The following is a 16,591-nucleotide window of genomic DNA, read 5'->3' on the forward strand; positions in this document are numbered from 1 at the left end:
TCACATCCTTTCTTTTTTTAATTATTATAACATAAAGCCCCCATATGGGGGCAAGTTTATTATTCGTTAAGTGCTTCGTAAACGTGTCCAACAAGCTCTTCAGAAGGTTTAAGTGTTTTCTTACCAGGCTCCCATTTAGCTGGACAAGCTTCTTCTGGGTGTCCAATAAGGTAAGCATTAGCTTCCATTTTTCTCAGAAGTTCATCAGCATTTCTTCCAACATTGTAGAAGTTAACTTCTGAACCTACAAGTTTTCCTTCTGGGGATATGATAAATGTTCCTCTAAGGGCAAGTCCTGTAGATTCATCATAAACACCAAACATTCTTGAAACTTTTCCTGTTGGGTCAGCACCCATTGGGTATTTTACATTCTGGAGAAGTTTTTCGTCCCTGTGCCATGCAAGGTGAACAAATTTTGTATCTGTAGAAACTGAAACAACTTCAGCTCCCAATTCCTTGAGTTTTGGGTAAACTTCTGCAAGGTCAGCTAATTCTGTTGGACATACGAATGTAAAGTCAGCAGGATAGAAAAAGAGTATTGTCCATTTTCCTTCTTCTTTAGCTTTTTTTAATGAGAATGTTCCAAATTTTCCTGTTTCAGGCTCGTAAGTTTCCATTTCAAAATCTGGAACTTCCTGACCTACTAAAATAATTTCTGACATTTTCCTTACCTCCTTAATTTGTATGATTTAATTAATTTTAGCTTATTTTTATAAAGCTTACATTAATGATAATGATTCCTGATTAACCCTGTAATGATATTTCTCATATCTGAGATGGTTTCATATCTTTGATTATAAAATCTACCGTTGTTTTACCATTCCAGTTTGAGATTTTCGGTGTATAGACAATATCAATATACATTCCAACGGATAAACTTTTTATATGCTCTGCAAAATTCCACCAAAGCCCCTGGAATGCATTTTTCTGCTTATCCACAAGCCAAAATTTAAGATGCTGATTTGTTGGGCCTACCGTTATAAAATCACTTATTCTCAGATTTTTTGCCATAAAAACAGGATAAGGATTTCCTTCTCCAAATGGCTCTAAAATTGAAAGCTGACGAACCTTTTCAGGAGTCCAGTAAGAAAGAGGGACTTCCATATCTATTTCTATAACCGGTAACTGTTCTTCAGAAGATAGTTCTTTGAGACTGTCTGATATGGCCTGTTTTAATTTTGGTATATTTTGGGTTTTTATCGTTAATCCTGCTGCGAGGGCATGCCCTCCAAATCTTTCAAACAAATATGAGTGTTGCTGCATTATTTCGTATATATTTAATCCTGGAATACTTCTTGCAGAACCAACAGCTTTACCGTTTTTCTTTGCAAGGACAATTGCCGGGACTTTATACTTTTCAACAAGTCTTCCTGCTACAATTCCAACTATCCCCGGATGCCATTTCTGATCTGCAACTACTATGCTGTTTAATTCTTTTTCTTTTCTTATTTTATGTTCAACTTCTTTAAAGGCATGTTCTGTAAATTTCTGTCTTTTTTTGTTCAAAAATTCAAGTTCATTTGATATCTGTTTTCCTGTGGATTCTTTTGCTGTTATCAGCAATTTAACTGCCTTTTTGGCATCATCAAGTCTTCCTGCAGCATTTAAACGGGGTGCTATATTAAAGCCTATTTCAAATGAGGAAACCTTTTCTACTGATATACTTTCCAGTAATGCTTTTATACCTGGTCTTTTCCTTTTATTTATTTCTTCTATTCCTTTTTTTACAAAAATTCTGTTTATAAGGGATAAAGGAACAACATCGGCAACGGTGCCTATGGCAACAATATCAAGATATGGTTTCAGTTTTACATCAAGGCCTAACAATTTTCTCAGCATTATAAGTAAATAAAAAGATATGCCGACAGATGCCAGATGCTTAAATAACGGATTTATATCTGAGTGTAATTTTGGATTTAGAATTAATATTTTTTCTTCCTGCCAGTCTGGGTTTTCAGGTTCGTGGTGGTCTAATACAAAAACCTCAAGACCAAGTTTTTTCGCCAGTAAGAGTTCTTCATAGGCATTTGTTCCGCTATCTACAACAATAAGAACATCTGCAAGCTGACTTATTTTATGAATGGCTTTTGTATTAAGGCCATAGCCTTCATCAAATCTACTTGGAATATAGTATCTTACGTCTGCTTCTATATCCTTAAAGAAATTAACCAGTAGAGCTGTGCTGGTTATGCCATCGGCATCATAATCTCCATATATAACAAATTTCTTTTTCTGTTTTATAAGACTTGCAATTCTATGGGCTACTTTATCAAGATCAAAGAAAAGCTGGGGGTCTAAAAGTTTCTGCAGTGAAGGATATATATTATCCTCATCAAGATTGTTATTAAAAAGTTCCCTTCTGTTGTATATAAGCTGTCCTAAAACATGGCCGTAGTTCTGGACTACTTCCTGTGGTGCCTTGTTTTTCTCTGATATTATTATCCATTTTCTTCCTGATAGTCCTGTGGCCATGTTTAATCCTATTTTTATTTTTGTGTCATATATTATAACAATCTATGTATAATAAAATGAAATAACAGAGAAAGAGGTCTGAAATTGGGTAAAATCATCAGATTTAACAGAACACAGGAAGAAAAAAAACAACCTGAGGAAACAGAAAAACAACCAAATATTAAAAATATTTTCTCTGTGGAAACATTTACAGACAAAATAAGAAAAGGCGTTGAGGGATATATACTCTATAACTTTGCAGTAAAAGAAATCCTCGGGATGGATATAATATTCAGAGAAAATGACAAAAAAGAAGTCGGTGTTTTAGGAGCAATCGCATATGAACATAAACGAAAACCTGGTACATTTATTGCTGATTTTATAGGGAAGGGACATATAGATAATAAAGGTAATGTTATTATAGATGAACTTGCTTTCAGAGCCGGTGAACCTGAATATTACAACACAATATCAAAAATCTTAAAAGCAAAAAAAATATTACCTGAAATAAAGGAGAAGGAATAATGGCACTGCCACCACTTAGAATAGGTAAATATGAAATACAATATCCAATAGTCCAGGGGGGAATGGGAGTTGGTATATCGTGGGAAAACCTCGCTGGAAATGTCAGTAAGCATGGAGGCCTTGGTATAGTATCTTCCGTTGGGACAGGATACAGACACCCCAACTATGTTCGTTTAAAAGATGGAAGGCCTGTTGGAAGTAAATACATACACAGCAAGGAAGCTCTGCAGCGTATCATCCGCGATGCTAAAGAAATAGCCGGCGGAGAAAAAGCTGTAATCGGGGTTAATATCCTGTATGCAATTACAGATTTCGGTAGAGTTGTCCGTGATGCCATTGAGGCTGGAGCAAATATGCTTTTTGTAGGAGCAGGGCTACCTCTTACACTACCGAAATATGCACCTGAGGAAGATGTTGCACTTGTTCCTATAGTTTCATCTGCAAGGGCATTAAGGGTTATCTGCAAACACTGGAAGAAAAAATACAACAGACTACCTGATGCTGTAGTTGTTGAAGGCCCAAAATCCGGCGGTCATCAGGGAATACCCTATGAGGACTGCTTTAAACCTGAGTTCCAGCTGGAAAATCTTGTTCCTGAGGTAATTAAGGAAAGGGATAAATGGGGAGATTTTCCTGTAATAGCGGCCGGAGGAATATGGGATAAAAAGGATATAGAGTTTTACCTAAGCCTTGGAGCCGCAGGCGTTCAGATGGGAACAAGATTTGTTGGAACCTATGAATGCGATGCTTCAGACGAATTTAAGCAGGTTATTATAAATGCAAAAAAAGAAGATATTATCCTTCTGAAATCTCCTGTTGGATATCCGGCAAGGGGAATAGTAACCCAGCTTATAAAGGATATAGAAGAAGGCAAAGCACCTGAGGTTAAATGTGTTTCAAATTGCGTTGTGCCCTGTAATCATGGAGAAGAAGCCAAAAAAGTTGGATACTGTATAGCAGACAGACTGGGTGATGCATATCTGGGAAGAAAAGAAACAGGGCTGTTCTTCAGCGGTTCAAACGGATACAGAATAAAAAAACTGGTTCATGTAAAAGACCTGATTAGAGAGCTGGTAGAAGGAATACCTTCTGGGCAGGAGGAGCCTTAAGGCTCCTTCCAATTTTCCGTTATCTCAAATGATTTCTGTGCAATTTTATTGCCTTCTTCATCTTCTACAATAACAGTCCATTTACCTGTCTGGGTTGGAAGTATTTTTTTAGAGCTCCATGTTCTAAATGTCGGATATGTAATTCCTAATTCAACCCTTGCCATTTCGTTTCCTTTATAGACCCACACATGATAAATCTTTGTTGGAACCTTAGTTGCGATGATTTTTGTCCAGCAGTAAACCTTTCCTATATCCGGAGGGAACTTATTGGATATCCCAATAGGCTCCCTATCCTGAATAGCCACTGCAAATTCCATATCTTCAACCTGAACATTTTGGGCAAAAGAGAAAGAAAATACCAATAGGAAAACCATTAACCAGCGCATAATAAACCCTCCAGCTTATTAATATTCTGATATTAATATAAAGCGGGTGTTATAATTGTTTCAAACTAAAATTAGAAGGGTTTAAATGGATATAGTTGTTTTAATTTCCGGAAGAGGCTCAAATTTAGAAGCTATAGCAAAAGCATATAAGACCGGCAAGATACAGGGAAAAATAAAATTAGTTATATCAAATAAAAAAGATGCAAGGGGATTAGAAATAGCAAGGGAATACGGCATCCCTGCAGAGTTTCATAACCCTTCTAAATTTGATAGCAGGCTTGAGTATGACAGGCACTTAATAAATAGAATTAAAAAAGAAAATCCACAGCTTGTTGTTTTGGCAGGTTATATGAGGATACTATCGGATGAATTTATTGATGCATTTGAAGGAAAACTTATAAATATCCATCCATCTCTAACTCCGGCTTTTACAGGACTCAAAGCACAAAAACAGGCAATAGAATACGGAGCTAAGTTTTCCGGTTGCACTGTCCATTTTGTATCTAAAGAACTGGATACAGGGCCGGTTATAGTTCAGGCAGTTGTCCCAATAACTCCAGAAGATACAGAAGAAACTCTTTCTGAAAAAATTCTTAAGTTTGAACACAGAATCTATCCACAGGCAATTAAATGGATTTCTGAAGGAAGGGTGAAAATAGAAGGAAGAAAGGTTATTGTTAAAGATGCCAAATACGGCACAATTCCTGTAAATCCAGCTTTAGAGGATTTTTAAACCCTTTCCTATTTTTCTACTACATAAAGTAGTTGACTTTTGTATTTAAACATCATAACTTACAAATATCCATATTAAAAATAATTTCAATAAGAGGATTAGTTATGGAAACCGCACATGATAAACATCTAAAAAATAAACATATCTCAAGGCACAACATGCATAATACTCATACAGGTCATACCCATCATATAAAAGATTTCAAAAGAAGATTCTTTATTTCAACCATATTAACAATTCCTGTTCTGCTGCTTTCAGAAATGATTCAAAAATGGTTTGGATTTGAAATATCTATTCCTTATCAAAAATGGATACTGTTAGGATTGTCTTCATTTATATATTTTTACGGTGGATATCCTTTTTTAAAAGGACTTGTTAATGAGCTAAAAAATAAACAGCCAGGAATGATGACGCTTATAGGAACTGCTATTTCTGTGGCATTCTTTTATTCTGCATTTACAGTAGTATCAGGCTTTGGAAAGGACTTTTTCTGGGAGCTTGCCACACTTATTGATGTAATGATTCTTGGACACTGGATAGAAGCCAAAAGCGTTTTAGGAGCTTCAAGAGCTTTAGAAGAACTTGTAAAAATAATGCCAACAACAGCCCATTTAATAAAAGACGGGGATATAGTTGATATTCCAGTTTCACAATTAAAGAAAGGGGATATAGTTCTTGTAAAACCTGGAGAGAAAATACCATCTGATGGGATTGTTGTTGAAGGTGAAAGTTATGTAAATGAATCTCTTTTAACAGGCGAATCAAAACCGGTTTTAAAGAAAAAAGGTAATAAAGTTATAGGAGGTTCAATTAATACAGATAGCATTTTAAAAATGAAAGTAGAAAAAACAGGAGAAGAAACATATCTTTCTCAGGTTATCAAACTTGTAAAACAGGCACAAGAAAGCAAATCTAAGACTCAAGATTTAGCAAATAAAGCAGCAGCACTTTTGTTTTATGTGGCTATCATTACAGGAACAATCACCTATATTATATGGCTGTTTTACGGTAAACCTGATTTTGCGATAGAAAGGGCAGTAACCGTTTTAGTAATTGCCTGTCCTCACGCTTTAGGCTTGGCTGTTCCACTTGTGGTAGCTTTATCAACTTCTATTACTGCAAAAAATGGAATTCTAATCAGAGATAGAAAGGCATTTGAACAATCTAAAGATTTAGCAGCCGTTATCTTTGATAAAACAGGGACTTTAACAGAAGGAAAATTCGGTGTTACAGATGTTGTTTCTTACATTGATGAAAATGAACTTTTGAGATTAACTGGGGCAGTTGAAAAAAATTCTGAACATATTATTGCTAAAGCTATTGTGGAATATGGAAAGGAAAAAGGAATAAACTTTCCTGAAGTGGAAACATACAAAACTATCCCAGGAAAAGGGGCTTTTGCAGTAATAGAAGGAAAAGAAATTTATGTTGGAAGTCCAAAACTTATGGAAGAACTAAAAATAAACACAGAAGATGAAAAAATAAAACAACTTCAAAAAGAAGGAAAAACGGTAATTTTTGTGGTTATAGATGGGAAACTTGCTGGAGTTTTTGCCCTTGCAGACAAAATAAAACCTGAAAGTTACGAAGCAGTTAAAAAGCTAAAAGAAATGGGGATAAAAGTTTTTATGCTGACAGGAGATGCTGAAGAAGTTGCAAAAGCTGTATCAAGACAGATAGGAATTGATGAATATTTTGCACAGGTTCTACCCCACCAGAAAGCGGAAAAAGTAAAAAGCTTACAGGAAAAAGGTTATAAAGTGGCAATGGTTGGTGACGGAATAAATGACGCACCTGCCCTTGTTACTGCAGATGTTGGAATAGCAATTGGAGCTGGAACTGATGTTGCAATAGAAAGTGCAGATATTATACTTGTGAAAAGTAATCCTTTAGATGTTTCAAAAATTATTAAACTTTCAAAAATCACATATTCAAAAATGGTTCAAAATCTGTGGTGGGCTGCGGGATACAACATAGTAGCTATCCCATTGGCAGCAGGAATTTTATACAGTTATGGAATCGTTATTCAACCAGCAGTTGGAGCACTTCTTATGTCAATAAGCACTGTTATCGTAGCACTAAACAGCCAAACTCTCAGAAGATACAGCAAAATTTAAACTTGCAATTCTAATTTTTACTTATTACTATAATAGATAGTAATACTATAAAAGATAGTAAAAGAGGTTAAAGAAATGAAGAAATTAATCTATTTGCCGATTTTATCAATTATATTCTCTATTCTGGTATTTTCTTGTCAGAAAAAAGAGGCATTTAAGGAAGAACTCTCTTCAGGAGGATACAAGGCAGTAATAATATCTGACCAGCCTCCTCATGTTGGGATTAATATATGGAGAATAGAGATTTACACCCCTGATGGAAAACCTTTGACAGGTGCAAAAGTTTCAGTAAACGGATATATGCCTCCAATGCCTGGAATGCCTGAAATGAGTTTTGATTATCCTGTAGAAGAAAAAGGTTCTTACTATGAATCAAATGTAAATCTTTCTATGGGAGGGACATGGCAGATAACAATAAAAGCGGAAAAGGGAAAAGAAAAAGTAGAGTTTAAGTTTGGATTTAATCTATAGGAGGTGAAAAAATGGAGTTTTTTAAAAAAGGATTTAAGGCTTTAAAATTCAAAAGAAACAAACCTTCTCCCTTTGGAGACTTAGAAGAAAAAGTAATGGATGTTTTGTGGAAAAAAGGAAACGCTACAGTTTCAGAAGTAAAAAAAGCCCTGAAAGACAAATTTGCACACACAACCATAATGACTATACTTGACAGACTTTACAAAAAAGGCATTCTTAAAAGAGAGAAAGAAGGAAAAGGTTACAGATACTACCCTGTTATAACAAAAGAAGAGTTTGAAAAAATGATAGCGAAAAAAGTTGTGAAAGACCTTACCAAAACAAATCCTTCACTTGCCATTGCAGCTTTTGAAGGTATTGTGGAAAACCTTTCTAAAGAAGAGATTGAAAAGCTAAAAAAACTGATTGAAGAGAAAGAAAATGAGAGATAAATACACATTGTTCATATTACTTATAGGGACAATTTATTTAAGCATTTATTTGTTTTTATTAAAAAATGTCCAGTTATGGTTAATAGATGCTGTTCATTGCTTTAAGGTAATGAATCTAAAGGAATATCTAATAAATCATATCCATATATTCGTTTTTATAGTTTTGTTCCTATTAATGTCTGCATTTATAACCAAAACTTTATACGTCGGACTTCATGAAACTTTAAGATTTCACGAGCTAAAAAAATATATAAACCTACTAAAAATTAAAGAATACAAAAATATTGTTATTATTGATACTCAACAGGATATTGCTTTCAACTATTTAAATAAGATTGTCATATCGCATACAATTCTTAAAAACTTATCAAAAGAAGATAAAAAAAGTATTTTCCTACATGAAAAAGGACATTTAATTAATAAAGATAGCTATAAAATGTTGTTATCCAGTTTAATGCTTTCTCTTTTTCCCAACTTTATAAAAAATAGATTAACAAAAAGTTACATTCTCAATCTTGAAACTAAAGCTGATAAGTATGCCTTGAATTTTATAAATAATCTACAGCTGGCAAAATCTTTACTTAAAATAAAAACATCAAATTCTTATCAACCAATGATGAGCAATTTTACGGAAGAAAGACTGAAGGTCCTCCTTGAAAATAAAAAAATAGGTATCCCTATAATAGCCAATTTGTTAATTATAACCTTGCTTTGTATTTTATTTTTCTCATTTATTTATAAAACTTGTTTCTGCGGGATAATGTGATGAAGAAATATATTTTTTGGATATTACTACTATATAATGTAGTTTTTGCAAAAAATATTGATGAAATAATAAGTAAGGCATTACAACAAAATCCAAAACTAAAAGCTATTCAAAATGAACTTAAAGCTTATAAAGAAAGAGAGATTTTTGTCTCAAGTTTAGATGACCCTATAATAAGCTTTTCAATAAATGATATACAGTTCTCTTACAAACCATTTATAAGAGATTTAGAACCTATGCAAACTATAAATATAGGAATATCCCAGGAAATCCCATGGCTTAAAAAATTAAACTTAAGAAAAGAAGTAATAAGTAAAATCTACAACAAAAAATATTTTTATTTAAAAAACCTAAAACTGGAAATGATTTATAGCATTTACAAAAATGCCTTTAAATATTGGGAAATTGAAGAAAAACTAAAAATTATTAAGGAATATGAGAAAGTAGCAAAACATCTCATAGAATTTTCCAATACTTTATATAGTGTTGGTAAAGTATCTCAGGCAGATGCTTTAAATGCACAGGTATTTTACACAAAGCTAAAAGAAAGAGAAGAAAAACTTATTAAAGAAAAACAAGCGATTCTTTCTAAACTTAGCTATTACACATCTTTTAATGTAAAAAATATCACTATATATCCCATAAAGCCATATGAATTAAAAGACCTTGAAAACTTGAAAAAATTAGTTCTTCAAAAAAATCCTCAAATAAAAATATTTAAAGCAAGAATAGACAAAAGGAACAAAGAACTTAAACTTGCAAAATCTGAGTATAAACCCGACTTCAAATTTTTTGCAAATTATTCATATAGACAGGGATTTAAAGATTATGTATCTCTTGGAGTCAGTTTTAATCTTCCTGTATGGAAAAAATATAGGCAGAATAAAAAAGTTCTTGAAATGGCCTATTTTAAATCTAAAGAAGAAAGATTATATAAAGATGTTAAAAATAAAATCATCTCTCAATTAGAAGAGAGTTTCTATAATGCAAACTCTTATTATGACAGCTATAAGATTTTTGATGGATATTTGCTGTTCCAATCCCAGAAAGTTTATGAAAGTGTTATCTCAGAATATCAGGTTGGAAAGAAAAATATTTTTGATGTGGTAAAAGCGTTAAATCAAATACTTGATGTAAAAATCAAACTAGTGGAGCTTATCGCAAATTTTAATATCTCCTATAAAAATATAGAAAAATTAACCGGAGAAATAAAATGAAAAGGAAAATTCTAATAGCTTTATTGATTACTATCTCAATAACCATAGGAGTTATCATAGGCTTTACTTTTAAAATTTCTGACAAAATTAACATTGAAAGAATCTTGTATAAAGAAAATAAAACTATAAAGTCTGCTCAATTACCTAAACCCAGACCTAATCCAATTTCCAACCTAACAGTTGAACAACTTTTAAATACAGATACAACCACTGTAAAAAGAATGGAACTTATCAAAAAAATAGAAACTTATGCAGATTTAACCCATCCGGAAACAGATATAAAGGATATAACTTTTAAAATTGATGGCTATGTTGAAAAACTTTATGCAGACTTCACAGGAAAATATGTTCAAAAAGGTCAACCATTAGTAAGAATATACAGTCCTCAATTAGTGTCTGCACAGGAAGAATTTTTGAGGGCATGGGACTACTATATAAAAATGAAAAACTCAAATGACCCAGTATTAAAGAAATCCGCAAAAGATTTTTATAAAGCAACTTACAAAAGGCTTAAATACTGGGATATAACCGACAGACAAATAGAAAAATTAAAGAAAACGAGAAAAGTATTTAAAACTATGACTTTATACTCGCCTTATGACGGATGGATAATGGAAAAATTTATTTACTTAGGTTCACAGGTTAAAGCAGGACAACCACTTTTCAGAATAGCAAAACATAAAGATCTATGGCTTATTGCCAAAATTTATGAAAAAGACCTTCCTTACATAAAAGAAGGACAAATTGTAGATATATATTTTGATGCGTATCCACAAAAAGTATATAAAGGGAAAATAGATTATTTATACCCAATGATGGATTTTCAAAACAGAACCAGAGATGTTCGCATAGTTATCAACAATAAAGACTATAAATTTTTACCAGGAATGTATTCTAAAGTAAAAATAAACATTCCCCTTGGAAAAGTTCTTGCATTACCAGATACAGCAGTTTTAGATACAGGGACAAGGCATATTGTTTTCTGGCAAAAAGAAAAAGGAGTATTTGAACCTATTTTTGTAAAAGTTGGAAGATATGTAGATGGTTATTACGAAATTTTAGAAGGTGTTCATGAAGGTATGGTCGTTGCTAATTCTGCACTTTTCCTTCTTGATGCAGATGCACAGCTAAAAGGCAAATACAAAAAAGACAATAAATCTATGCCTATGATGCATCACCATTAAAGAGGTAAAAAATGATTGAAAAAATAATAGAATGGTCAGTAAAAAACAAATTAATTGTTCTTTCCTTAGTTCTGATAATCACTGGAGCTTCAATATGGGCTTTAAAAAAAACACCTGTAGATGCAATTCCAGATTTATCTCCTCCACAGGTAATCATATTTACAAAATGGGCTGGTCAATCTCCATCTGTAATAGAGGATCAGATAACATACCCTATAGTTTCAACCCTTTTATCAGCACCAAATATAGAAACTGTCAGAGGTATATCGTCTTTTGAAACTTCAGCTGTTTATGTGATTTTCAAGGAAGGAACAGACATCTATTGGGCAAGGAGCAGAGTTTTAGAATATTTATCCCAGATTAAAGACAAACTTCCCAAAACTGCCCAGATTACTTTAGGACCAGATGCAACCGGTGTAGGCTGGGTATTTGAGTATGCACTTTACTCAGATAAAAGAAATTTATGGCAGCTTAGAACTCTTCAGGACTGGTATTTAAGATATACCCTCTTAGGTGTTGATGGAGTAGCAGAAGTTGCATCTATCGGAGGATTTGTAAAAGGATACCAGATAACTATAGACCCCCAAAAACTTAGAATATACAATCTCTCCCTTAGAGATATTTTAAGAGCCATAAAACAAAATAACAACGATACCGGTGGAAGAATAATAGAACACAACGGTTTTGAATATATAATTCAAGGATCTGGATATATAAAAAGTCTTAATGAAATAAAAAATATAACAATCAGAACTGATAAAAACGGTATTCCAATAAGAATAGGGGACATTGCAAAGGTTGAACTTGTTCCAATGCAAAGGAGAGGCTTAGCAGATTTAAATGGATTAGGCGAAGTTGTCGGTGGAATTGTTATTATGCGCTTTGGAGAAAATGCATATGATGTTATACAGAGAATTAAGAAAAAAATAGAAGAAATAAAAAATAGTATTCCTAAAGATATTAATATAATCACCACATATGACCGTTCTGAACTTATTGAGAAAGCAATATCTACATTAAAGAGGGCATTATTTGAAGAAAGTTTAATTGTCCTTGTCATTGTAGGTTTATTCCTGTTTCATTTTAGAAGTGCCCTTGTCATCATAATAACTCTACCACTTGGTGTTTTAATATCTTTTTTACTTATGAAATTCCTTGGAATTACCTCAAATATTATGTCCCTTGGAGGAATAGCCATAGCTATCGGAGCAATGGTTGATGGTGCAATAGTTATGGTAGAAAATGCCCATAAACATATAGAAAAGACAAAAGAAGAAAAAGGAAAGATAACAGAAAAAGATAGAATAGAAGCTATAATAAATTCCTCAAAACAAGTTGGTAAACCTATATTTTTTGCACTTTTAATTATAGTTGTTTCTTTCTTGCCAGTTTTTGCACTTACAGGACAGGAAGGTCTTTTATTTAAACCTCTCGCCTATACAAAAACATTTGCTATGCTTGCAGCTTCATTTTTAGCAATTACGTTGGTTCCTATCCTTATGGTCTGGTTCATTAAAGGGAATATAATTCCAGAAAACAAAAACCCTTTAAACTGGATATTAATAAAAATTTACACTCCGTTTATTAAATTAGCTTTAAAAATAAAATACCTGATTGTTTTTCTAACAATTATTGCCATAGGAACTACATATCCTCTATACAAAAAGCTTTCCTGGGAATTTATGCCAATGTTAAACGAACAAACATTTATGTATATGCCTGTGACTCCTCCCGGTATTTCTGCAGATGAAGCGAGGAAAATAACACAATTAACCGACAAAATAATAGCTTCCTTCCCTGAAGTTGATACTGTTTTTGGAAAGGCAGGAAGAGCAGAAACAGCAACAGACCCGGCACCCTTATCAATGATAGAAACAATAATCACTTTTAAACCAAGGGAATATTGGCGTTCCGGTATGACCTATGAAAGACTAATGAATGAAATGGAGGAAAAATTAAAAGTTCTAGGACTCACAAATAGCTGGACGTATCCAATCAGAGGAAGGATTGATATGCTTTTAACAGGAATAAGAACTCCTCTTGGAATAAAACTTTATGGAGATAATCTGTCCAAATTACAGGAAGTTGCTACCGAAATAGAAAAAGAACTACAAAAAATGCCAGAAAGTCTGTCTGTTTTCGCCGATAGGGTGGCACAGGGATATTATTTAATAATAGATATTAAAAAAGACAAATTGGCAAGATATGGCCTTACCACTGAAGATGTAGAAACAGTTATACAAACTGCTATAGGAGGAATACCTATTTCTACATTTTACAAAGGACTTGAAAGATATCCTATTCTTCTAAGATTTCCGTATGATTACAGAAAAAATATTGAAACCATTAAAAATATAGTCATTACAACCCCTTTAAATAAAGGTATCCTACTCAAGGATATAGCAGATGTATATTACACAGAAGCCCCATCTGTAATAAAATCAGAAAAAGGAATGGAAGTAGTTTTCATATATATAACTCCTCAGCCTAATGTTAGTCCCGAAGATTATGTCCAAAAGGCAAAGAAAGTTCTTAACAAAATAAATATACCTCCAGGATACTTTATTGAATGGTCAGGACAAAGTCAATATTTAGAACATGCAAAAGAAAAGCTTAGATTTATAATTCCTCTTACCATTCTGATTATATTCCTTCTCGTTTACATAACCTTTAAAGAAATAAAGAATACTTTAATAGTAATGCTTTCACTTCCTTTTGCAGCTTTAGGTGGACTGTGGTATATAGATTATCTGAACTTCAATATGAGTATAGCTGTTGTAATTGGATTTTTAGCTTTACTTGGTGTAGCAGCGGAAACAGCAATTGTTATGATTATCTATCTTGAAGAAGCGGTAAAAAAATATATCTATATATATGGGAAAATAGATAATAAACAATTTAAACAAGCCATTTACGAAGGAGCTGTCTTAAGAGTCAGACCAAAAATGATGACCGTTTTTGCTATTTTAGCAGGCTTAATTCCTTTAATGTATATTTCCGGAGTTGGCTCTGAAGTTATGCAAAGAATAGCTGCGCCAATGATAGGAGGTGTCGTTTCTTCTGCTGTTCTTACCTTGATAATAATTCCATCTATATACGGGATTACAAAAAAATTAGAACTAAAGAAGAAAAAATTACTTGTTTAAATTCCAGTCGTAAGATATATATCTAATATTGATATTTTGATTATTCTGGAGGAATTCTCTTTTTTTATCGTCTGAGATATACGCTGCAATAAAATCAAATATATCCTTATTTGATGGGAAATATTCATTATTCCATTTGAAAAACTCTGATATCAGAACTTTCTGTTTTTCAGGAACAACTATAACCTCTGGGCTATTTACAAAATCAGATGCTATCTGGTCAAGGATTTTTTCTATCTGTTTGCTATCAACAAACCTAAGTGCCGAGGAAGATGCAGTTCCTTTAACAAGGGCAAACGGCACCCTTTTATCCCCAAACTCAAACAGCTTCGCTTTTATGTCATCCAGAGAATACTCTTTACTTCCTATTTTGTATTTTAGTTTTGTAAAAAACCCATCAATCTCCTTAACCGAGTTTTGTATTTTCATTTTTATTACAAAATCAATAACCATAAAGTTATACAGATTTATCAAAAATGCCTTCTGGAAGTTTCCATTTGTGTGGTTAACTACATCTTTATGGTTAAATTTTGAAACAACTGCCTGAAGAATTTTGTATTCAGGGGAAAGCTGTATTTTTCTATAATCAACAGAGCCTTTTCTGGCATATTGACTTATGATTTTTTTGAAAAAGTCCGAAAAATCCTGTATAAGTTGTGGTGTATCTTCAACCAAAACGGTATTTCCATTGGTATTCATTAAAAGGGTCTGGTTTAATTTCCTTTTACTTTTAGGTTTCTCTTTAAATGAATCATAAATCAGGTCTATAAATAACGCTGCACTCCACGAGAAATCCTTTGTTCCGTATCCTGTTCCTTTAAAGCAGTCAAAATACTCATAAAACCCAAATCTTATAGGCAGTTCCAGAATTGTTTTTTCAAGGTGTTCTGCCTTTTGCTTAAAACCGTATCTCTTAAGGCCATGATATATCAACCAGTTTATATTTATCCAGATTGGACCCCGCCAATAGTTATTACTTTTAAAATCTTTTTTCGTTTTGTCATAGTTTGGAATTGCAAAGCAGTTCTTTTCTCCAATCTGGCAGAAATTAAGAGAGTTAAGATGATGGAAAAGTTTTAAAGCCTGCTGGGTTGAAGCAACTCCACCAAAAAGCGGAACAAATCCTGCAGCAGTTTCAACCTCAATTAGTCTTTTGTCTATATAATCATAAGCAAAGAAAATATTTTTTTCACTGCTAAAAAGATTATCTCTTACTGCTTTTGTGGTCATGTAATACCACTCTTCCGGCTTTTTATAGTCTTCTCCAATAATATCTGCGATTTTTACCAGAGCCTCATTTGAAGCTGCCAGTATAGAGTTAAACATAGGGTCAAAAACTATAAATGGGCATTCTTTGAATATTTTTTCTTCCTGATAGTTGTTTTTTCTAAACAGGTCAACCAGATATATGTATCTGTAGTAATCCTCATCCCTTGGCCTATGTTTAGGGTCTATTATTTTGTTATCTTTTCTTTCAAAATAGGGAACTTTTACTTTGGACAGGTCTATCTTTTCCAGAACACTGTCCCACATTGGAGAATTATCCATTCCAGATTCCCAAGGATGCCTTATATAAATAAGCCCGTTGTCATCTGGATTTCTCTCAAGATAAAAATACATATGGAGCTTTATAAGTTTTGGATAAATCCACTGAAGGAATTCCTTTGCTTTTTCCTTATCAGGTGCATTTTCATATATTTTCAGTACTGCATATCCATGGATTGGGGGCTGTGTTATTCCTGAGGTCATAAATCCATCTGGAACAAGTCCTGATTTTTCAGCCTGCCAGAAATCAGGTTCAGGAAAATATCTGCCCAGATTATTCTGGTTAAAAACAATATGTGGAAGCATACCGTTTTTCCACTGGGCGTTAAACAGAGAGGTTAATTCCTTTACAGCCCTTTCAAAGTTATATCTGGAATATCCAATGGCTATAAAGCCACTATCCCAGTTCCACTGATGAGGGTATAGATGGACGGATGGAACGGTGTATTTGCCGGTCCAGTTTTTATCTAAAATCTGTTTTGCTTTATCTATATATTCTTTTAGAGGCAT

Annotated in this window: 14 protein-coding genes; 10 read left to right on the plus strand and 4 right to left on the minus strand. The window is 33.2% G+C overall.

Features of this window, described 5'->3' with window-relative positions:
- Positions 1 to 59: 59 nt before the first annotated feature.
- Together MVE07_RS04315 and recJ are read right to left on the minus strand one after the other, a co-directional pair.
- Complete coding sequence (locus MVE07_RS04315; protein ID WP_297454483.1) at positions 60 to 662, minus strand: peroxiredoxin; 603 nt, start codon at positions 660 to 662, stop codon at positions 60 to 62.
- 103 nt (positions 663 to 765) lie between these two features.
- Complete coding sequence (recJ, locus tag MVE07_RS04320; RefSeq protein ID WP_297454486.1) at positions 766 to 2,472, minus strand: single-stranded-DNA-specific exonuclease RecJ; 1,707 nt, start codon at positions 2,470 to 2,472, stop codon at positions 766 to 768.
- A gap of 84 nt (positions 2,473 to 2,556) precedes the next feature.
- On the opposite strand from recJ, the gene MVE07_RS04325 reads away from it, so the two are divergent.
- Positions 2,557 to 2,976: a hypothetical protein gene (locus tag MVE07_RS04325; RefSeq protein ID WP_297454489.1), complete on the plus strand. Its 420-nt coding sequence runs from the start codon at positions 2,557 to 2,559 to the stop codon at positions 2,974 to 2,976.
- Positions 2,976 to 4,085 (plus strand): nitronate monooxygenase family protein, encoded by a 1,110-nt coding sequence (locus MVE07_RS04330; RefSeq protein ID WP_297454492.1) that lies wholly within the window; start codon positions 2,976 to 2,978, stop codon positions 4,083 to 4,085. The genes MVE07_RS04325 and MVE07_RS04330 overlap by 1 nt, the downstream gene beginning before the upstream one ends.
- Here MVE07_RS04330 and MVE07_RS04335 read toward each other — a convergent pair.
- The gene (locus tag MVE07_RS04335; RefSeq protein ID WP_297454495.1) at positions 4,082 to 4,471 is read right to left on the minus strand and encodes a DUF2914 domain-containing protein; all 390 of its coding nucleotides are present in this window, start codon (positions 4,469 to 4,471) and stop codon (positions 4,082 to 4,084) included. The genes MVE07_RS04330 and MVE07_RS04335 overlap by 4 nt on opposite strands.
- 85 nt (positions 4,472 to 4,556) lie before the next feature.
- Here MVE07_RS04335 and purN point away from each other — a divergent pair, with 85 nt between their 5' ends.
- From purN to MVE07_RS04375, 8 genes are all read left to right on the plus strand, one after another.
- On the plus strand, positions 4,557 to 5,204 hold the full coding sequence (purN, locus tag MVE07_RS04340) for a phosphoribosylglycinamide formyltransferase (RefSeq protein ID WP_297454497.1): 648 nt from the start codon (positions 4,557 to 4,559) through the stop codon (positions 5,202 to 5,204).
- A gap of 158 nt (positions 5,205 to 5,362) precedes the next feature.
- A complete protein-coding gene (locus MVE07_RS04345) occupies positions 5,363 to 7,321 on the plus strand; it encodes a copper-translocating P-type ATPase (protein WP_297454557.1) in 1,959 nt (652 codons plus the stop codon).
- A gap of 75 nt (positions 7,322 to 7,396) precedes the next feature.
- The gene (locus MVE07_RS04350; RefSeq protein ID WP_297454500.1) at positions 7,397 to 7,792 is read left to right on the plus strand and encodes a FixH family protein; all 396 of its coding nucleotides are present in this window, start codon (positions 7,397 to 7,399) and stop codon (positions 7,790 to 7,792) included.
- A gap of 11 nt (positions 7,793 to 7,803) precedes the next feature.
- Complete coding sequence (locus tag MVE07_RS04355; protein ID WP_297454503.1) at positions 7,804 to 8,223, plus strand: BlaI/MecI/CopY family transcriptional regulator; 420 nt, start codon at positions 7,804 to 7,806, stop codon at positions 8,221 to 8,223.
- Complete coding sequence (locus MVE07_RS04360; protein WP_297454506.1) at positions 8,213 to 8,989, plus strand: M48 family metalloprotease; 777 nt, start codon at positions 8,213 to 8,215, stop codon at positions 8,987 to 8,989. Before MVE07_RS04355 ends, MVE07_RS04360 begins: the two co-directional genes overlap by 11 nt.
- Positions 8,989 to 10,206: a TolC family protein gene (locus tag MVE07_RS04365; protein ID WP_297454509.1), complete on the plus strand. Its 1,218-nt coding sequence runs from the start codon at positions 8,989 to 8,991 to the stop codon at positions 10,204 to 10,206. Before MVE07_RS04360 ends, MVE07_RS04365 begins: the two co-directional genes overlap by 1 nt.
- Positions 10,203 to 11,390, plus strand: a complete 1,188-nt coding sequence (locus MVE07_RS04370; protein ID WP_297454514.1) for an efflux RND transporter periplasmic adaptor subunit — start codon at positions 10,203 to 10,205, stop codon at positions 11,388 to 11,390. Before MVE07_RS04365 ends, MVE07_RS04370 begins: the two co-directional genes overlap by 4 nt.
- A gap of 11 nt (positions 11,391 to 11,401) precedes the next feature.
- Positions 11,402 to 14,536, plus strand: a complete 3,135-nt coding sequence (locus MVE07_RS04375) for a CusA/CzcA family heavy metal efflux RND transporter (protein WP_297454517.1) — start codon at positions 11,402 to 11,404, stop codon at positions 14,534 to 14,536.
- Here the strand turns inward: MVE07_RS04375 and MVE07_RS04380 are convergent.
- Positions 14,525 to 16,591: a DUF547 domain-containing protein gene (locus MVE07_RS04380; RefSeq protein WP_297454519.1), complete on the minus strand. Its 2,067-nt coding sequence runs from the start codon at positions 16,589 to 16,591 to the stop codon at positions 14,525 to 14,527. The genes MVE07_RS04375 and MVE07_RS04380 overlap by 12 nt on opposite strands.

Source organism: Persephonella sp. (genome assembly GCF_027023985.1).
Taxonomy (GTDB): Bacteria; Aquificota; Aquificia; order Aquificales; family Hydrogenothermaceae; genus Persephonella_A.

Bases quoted from the DNA above. Each gene is read 5' to 3' on its own strand.
- MVE07_RS04315 (WP_297454483.1), bottom strand. From the start codon at position 662: ATGTCAGAAATTATTTTAGTAGGTCAGGAAGTTCCAGATTTTGAAATG.
- recJ (WP_297454486.1), bottom strand. From the start codon at position 2,472: ATGGCCACAGGACTATCAGGAAGAAAATGGATAATAATATCAGAGAAA.
- MVE07_RS04330 (WP_297454492.1), top strand. From the start codon at position 2,976: ATGGCACTGCCACCACTTAGAATAGGTAAATATGAAATACAATATCCA.
- MVE07_RS04335 (WP_297454495.1), bottom strand. From the start codon at position 4,471: ATGCGCTGGTTAATGGTTTTCCTATTGGTATTTTCTTTCTCTTTTGCC.
- purN (WP_297454497.1), top strand. From the start codon at position 4,557: ATGGATATAGTTGTTTTAATTTCCGGAAGAGGCTCAAATTTAGAAGCT.
- MVE07_RS04345 (WP_297454557.1), top strand. From the start codon at position 5,363: ATGCATAATACTCATACAGGTCATACCCATCATATAAAAGATTTCAAA.
- MVE07_RS04350 (WP_297454500.1), top strand. From the start codon at position 7,397: ATGAAGAAATTAATCTATTTGCCGATTTTATCAATTATATTCTCTATT.
- MVE07_RS04355 (WP_297454503.1), top strand. From the start codon at position 7,804: ATGGAGTTTTTTAAAAAAGGATTTAAGGCTTTAAAATTCAAAAGAAAC.
- MVE07_RS04360 (WP_297454506.1), top strand. From the start codon at position 8,213: ATGAGAGATAAATACACATTGTTCATATTACTTATAGGGACAATTTAT.
- MVE07_RS04365 (WP_297454509.1), top strand. From the start codon at position 8,989: ATGAAGAAATATATTTTTTGGATATTACTACTATATAATGTAGTTTTT.
- MVE07_RS04370 (WP_297454514.1), top strand. From the start codon at position 10,203: ATGAAAAGGAAAATTCTAATAGCTTTATTGATTACTATCTCAATAACC.
- MVE07_RS04375 (WP_297454517.1), top strand. From the start codon at position 11,402: ATGATTGAAAAAATAATAGAATGGTCAGTAAAAAACAAATTAATTGTT.
- MVE07_RS04380 (WP_297454519.1), bottom strand. From the start codon at position 16,591: ATGCCTCTAAAAGAATATATAGATAAAGCAAAACAGATTTTAGATAAA.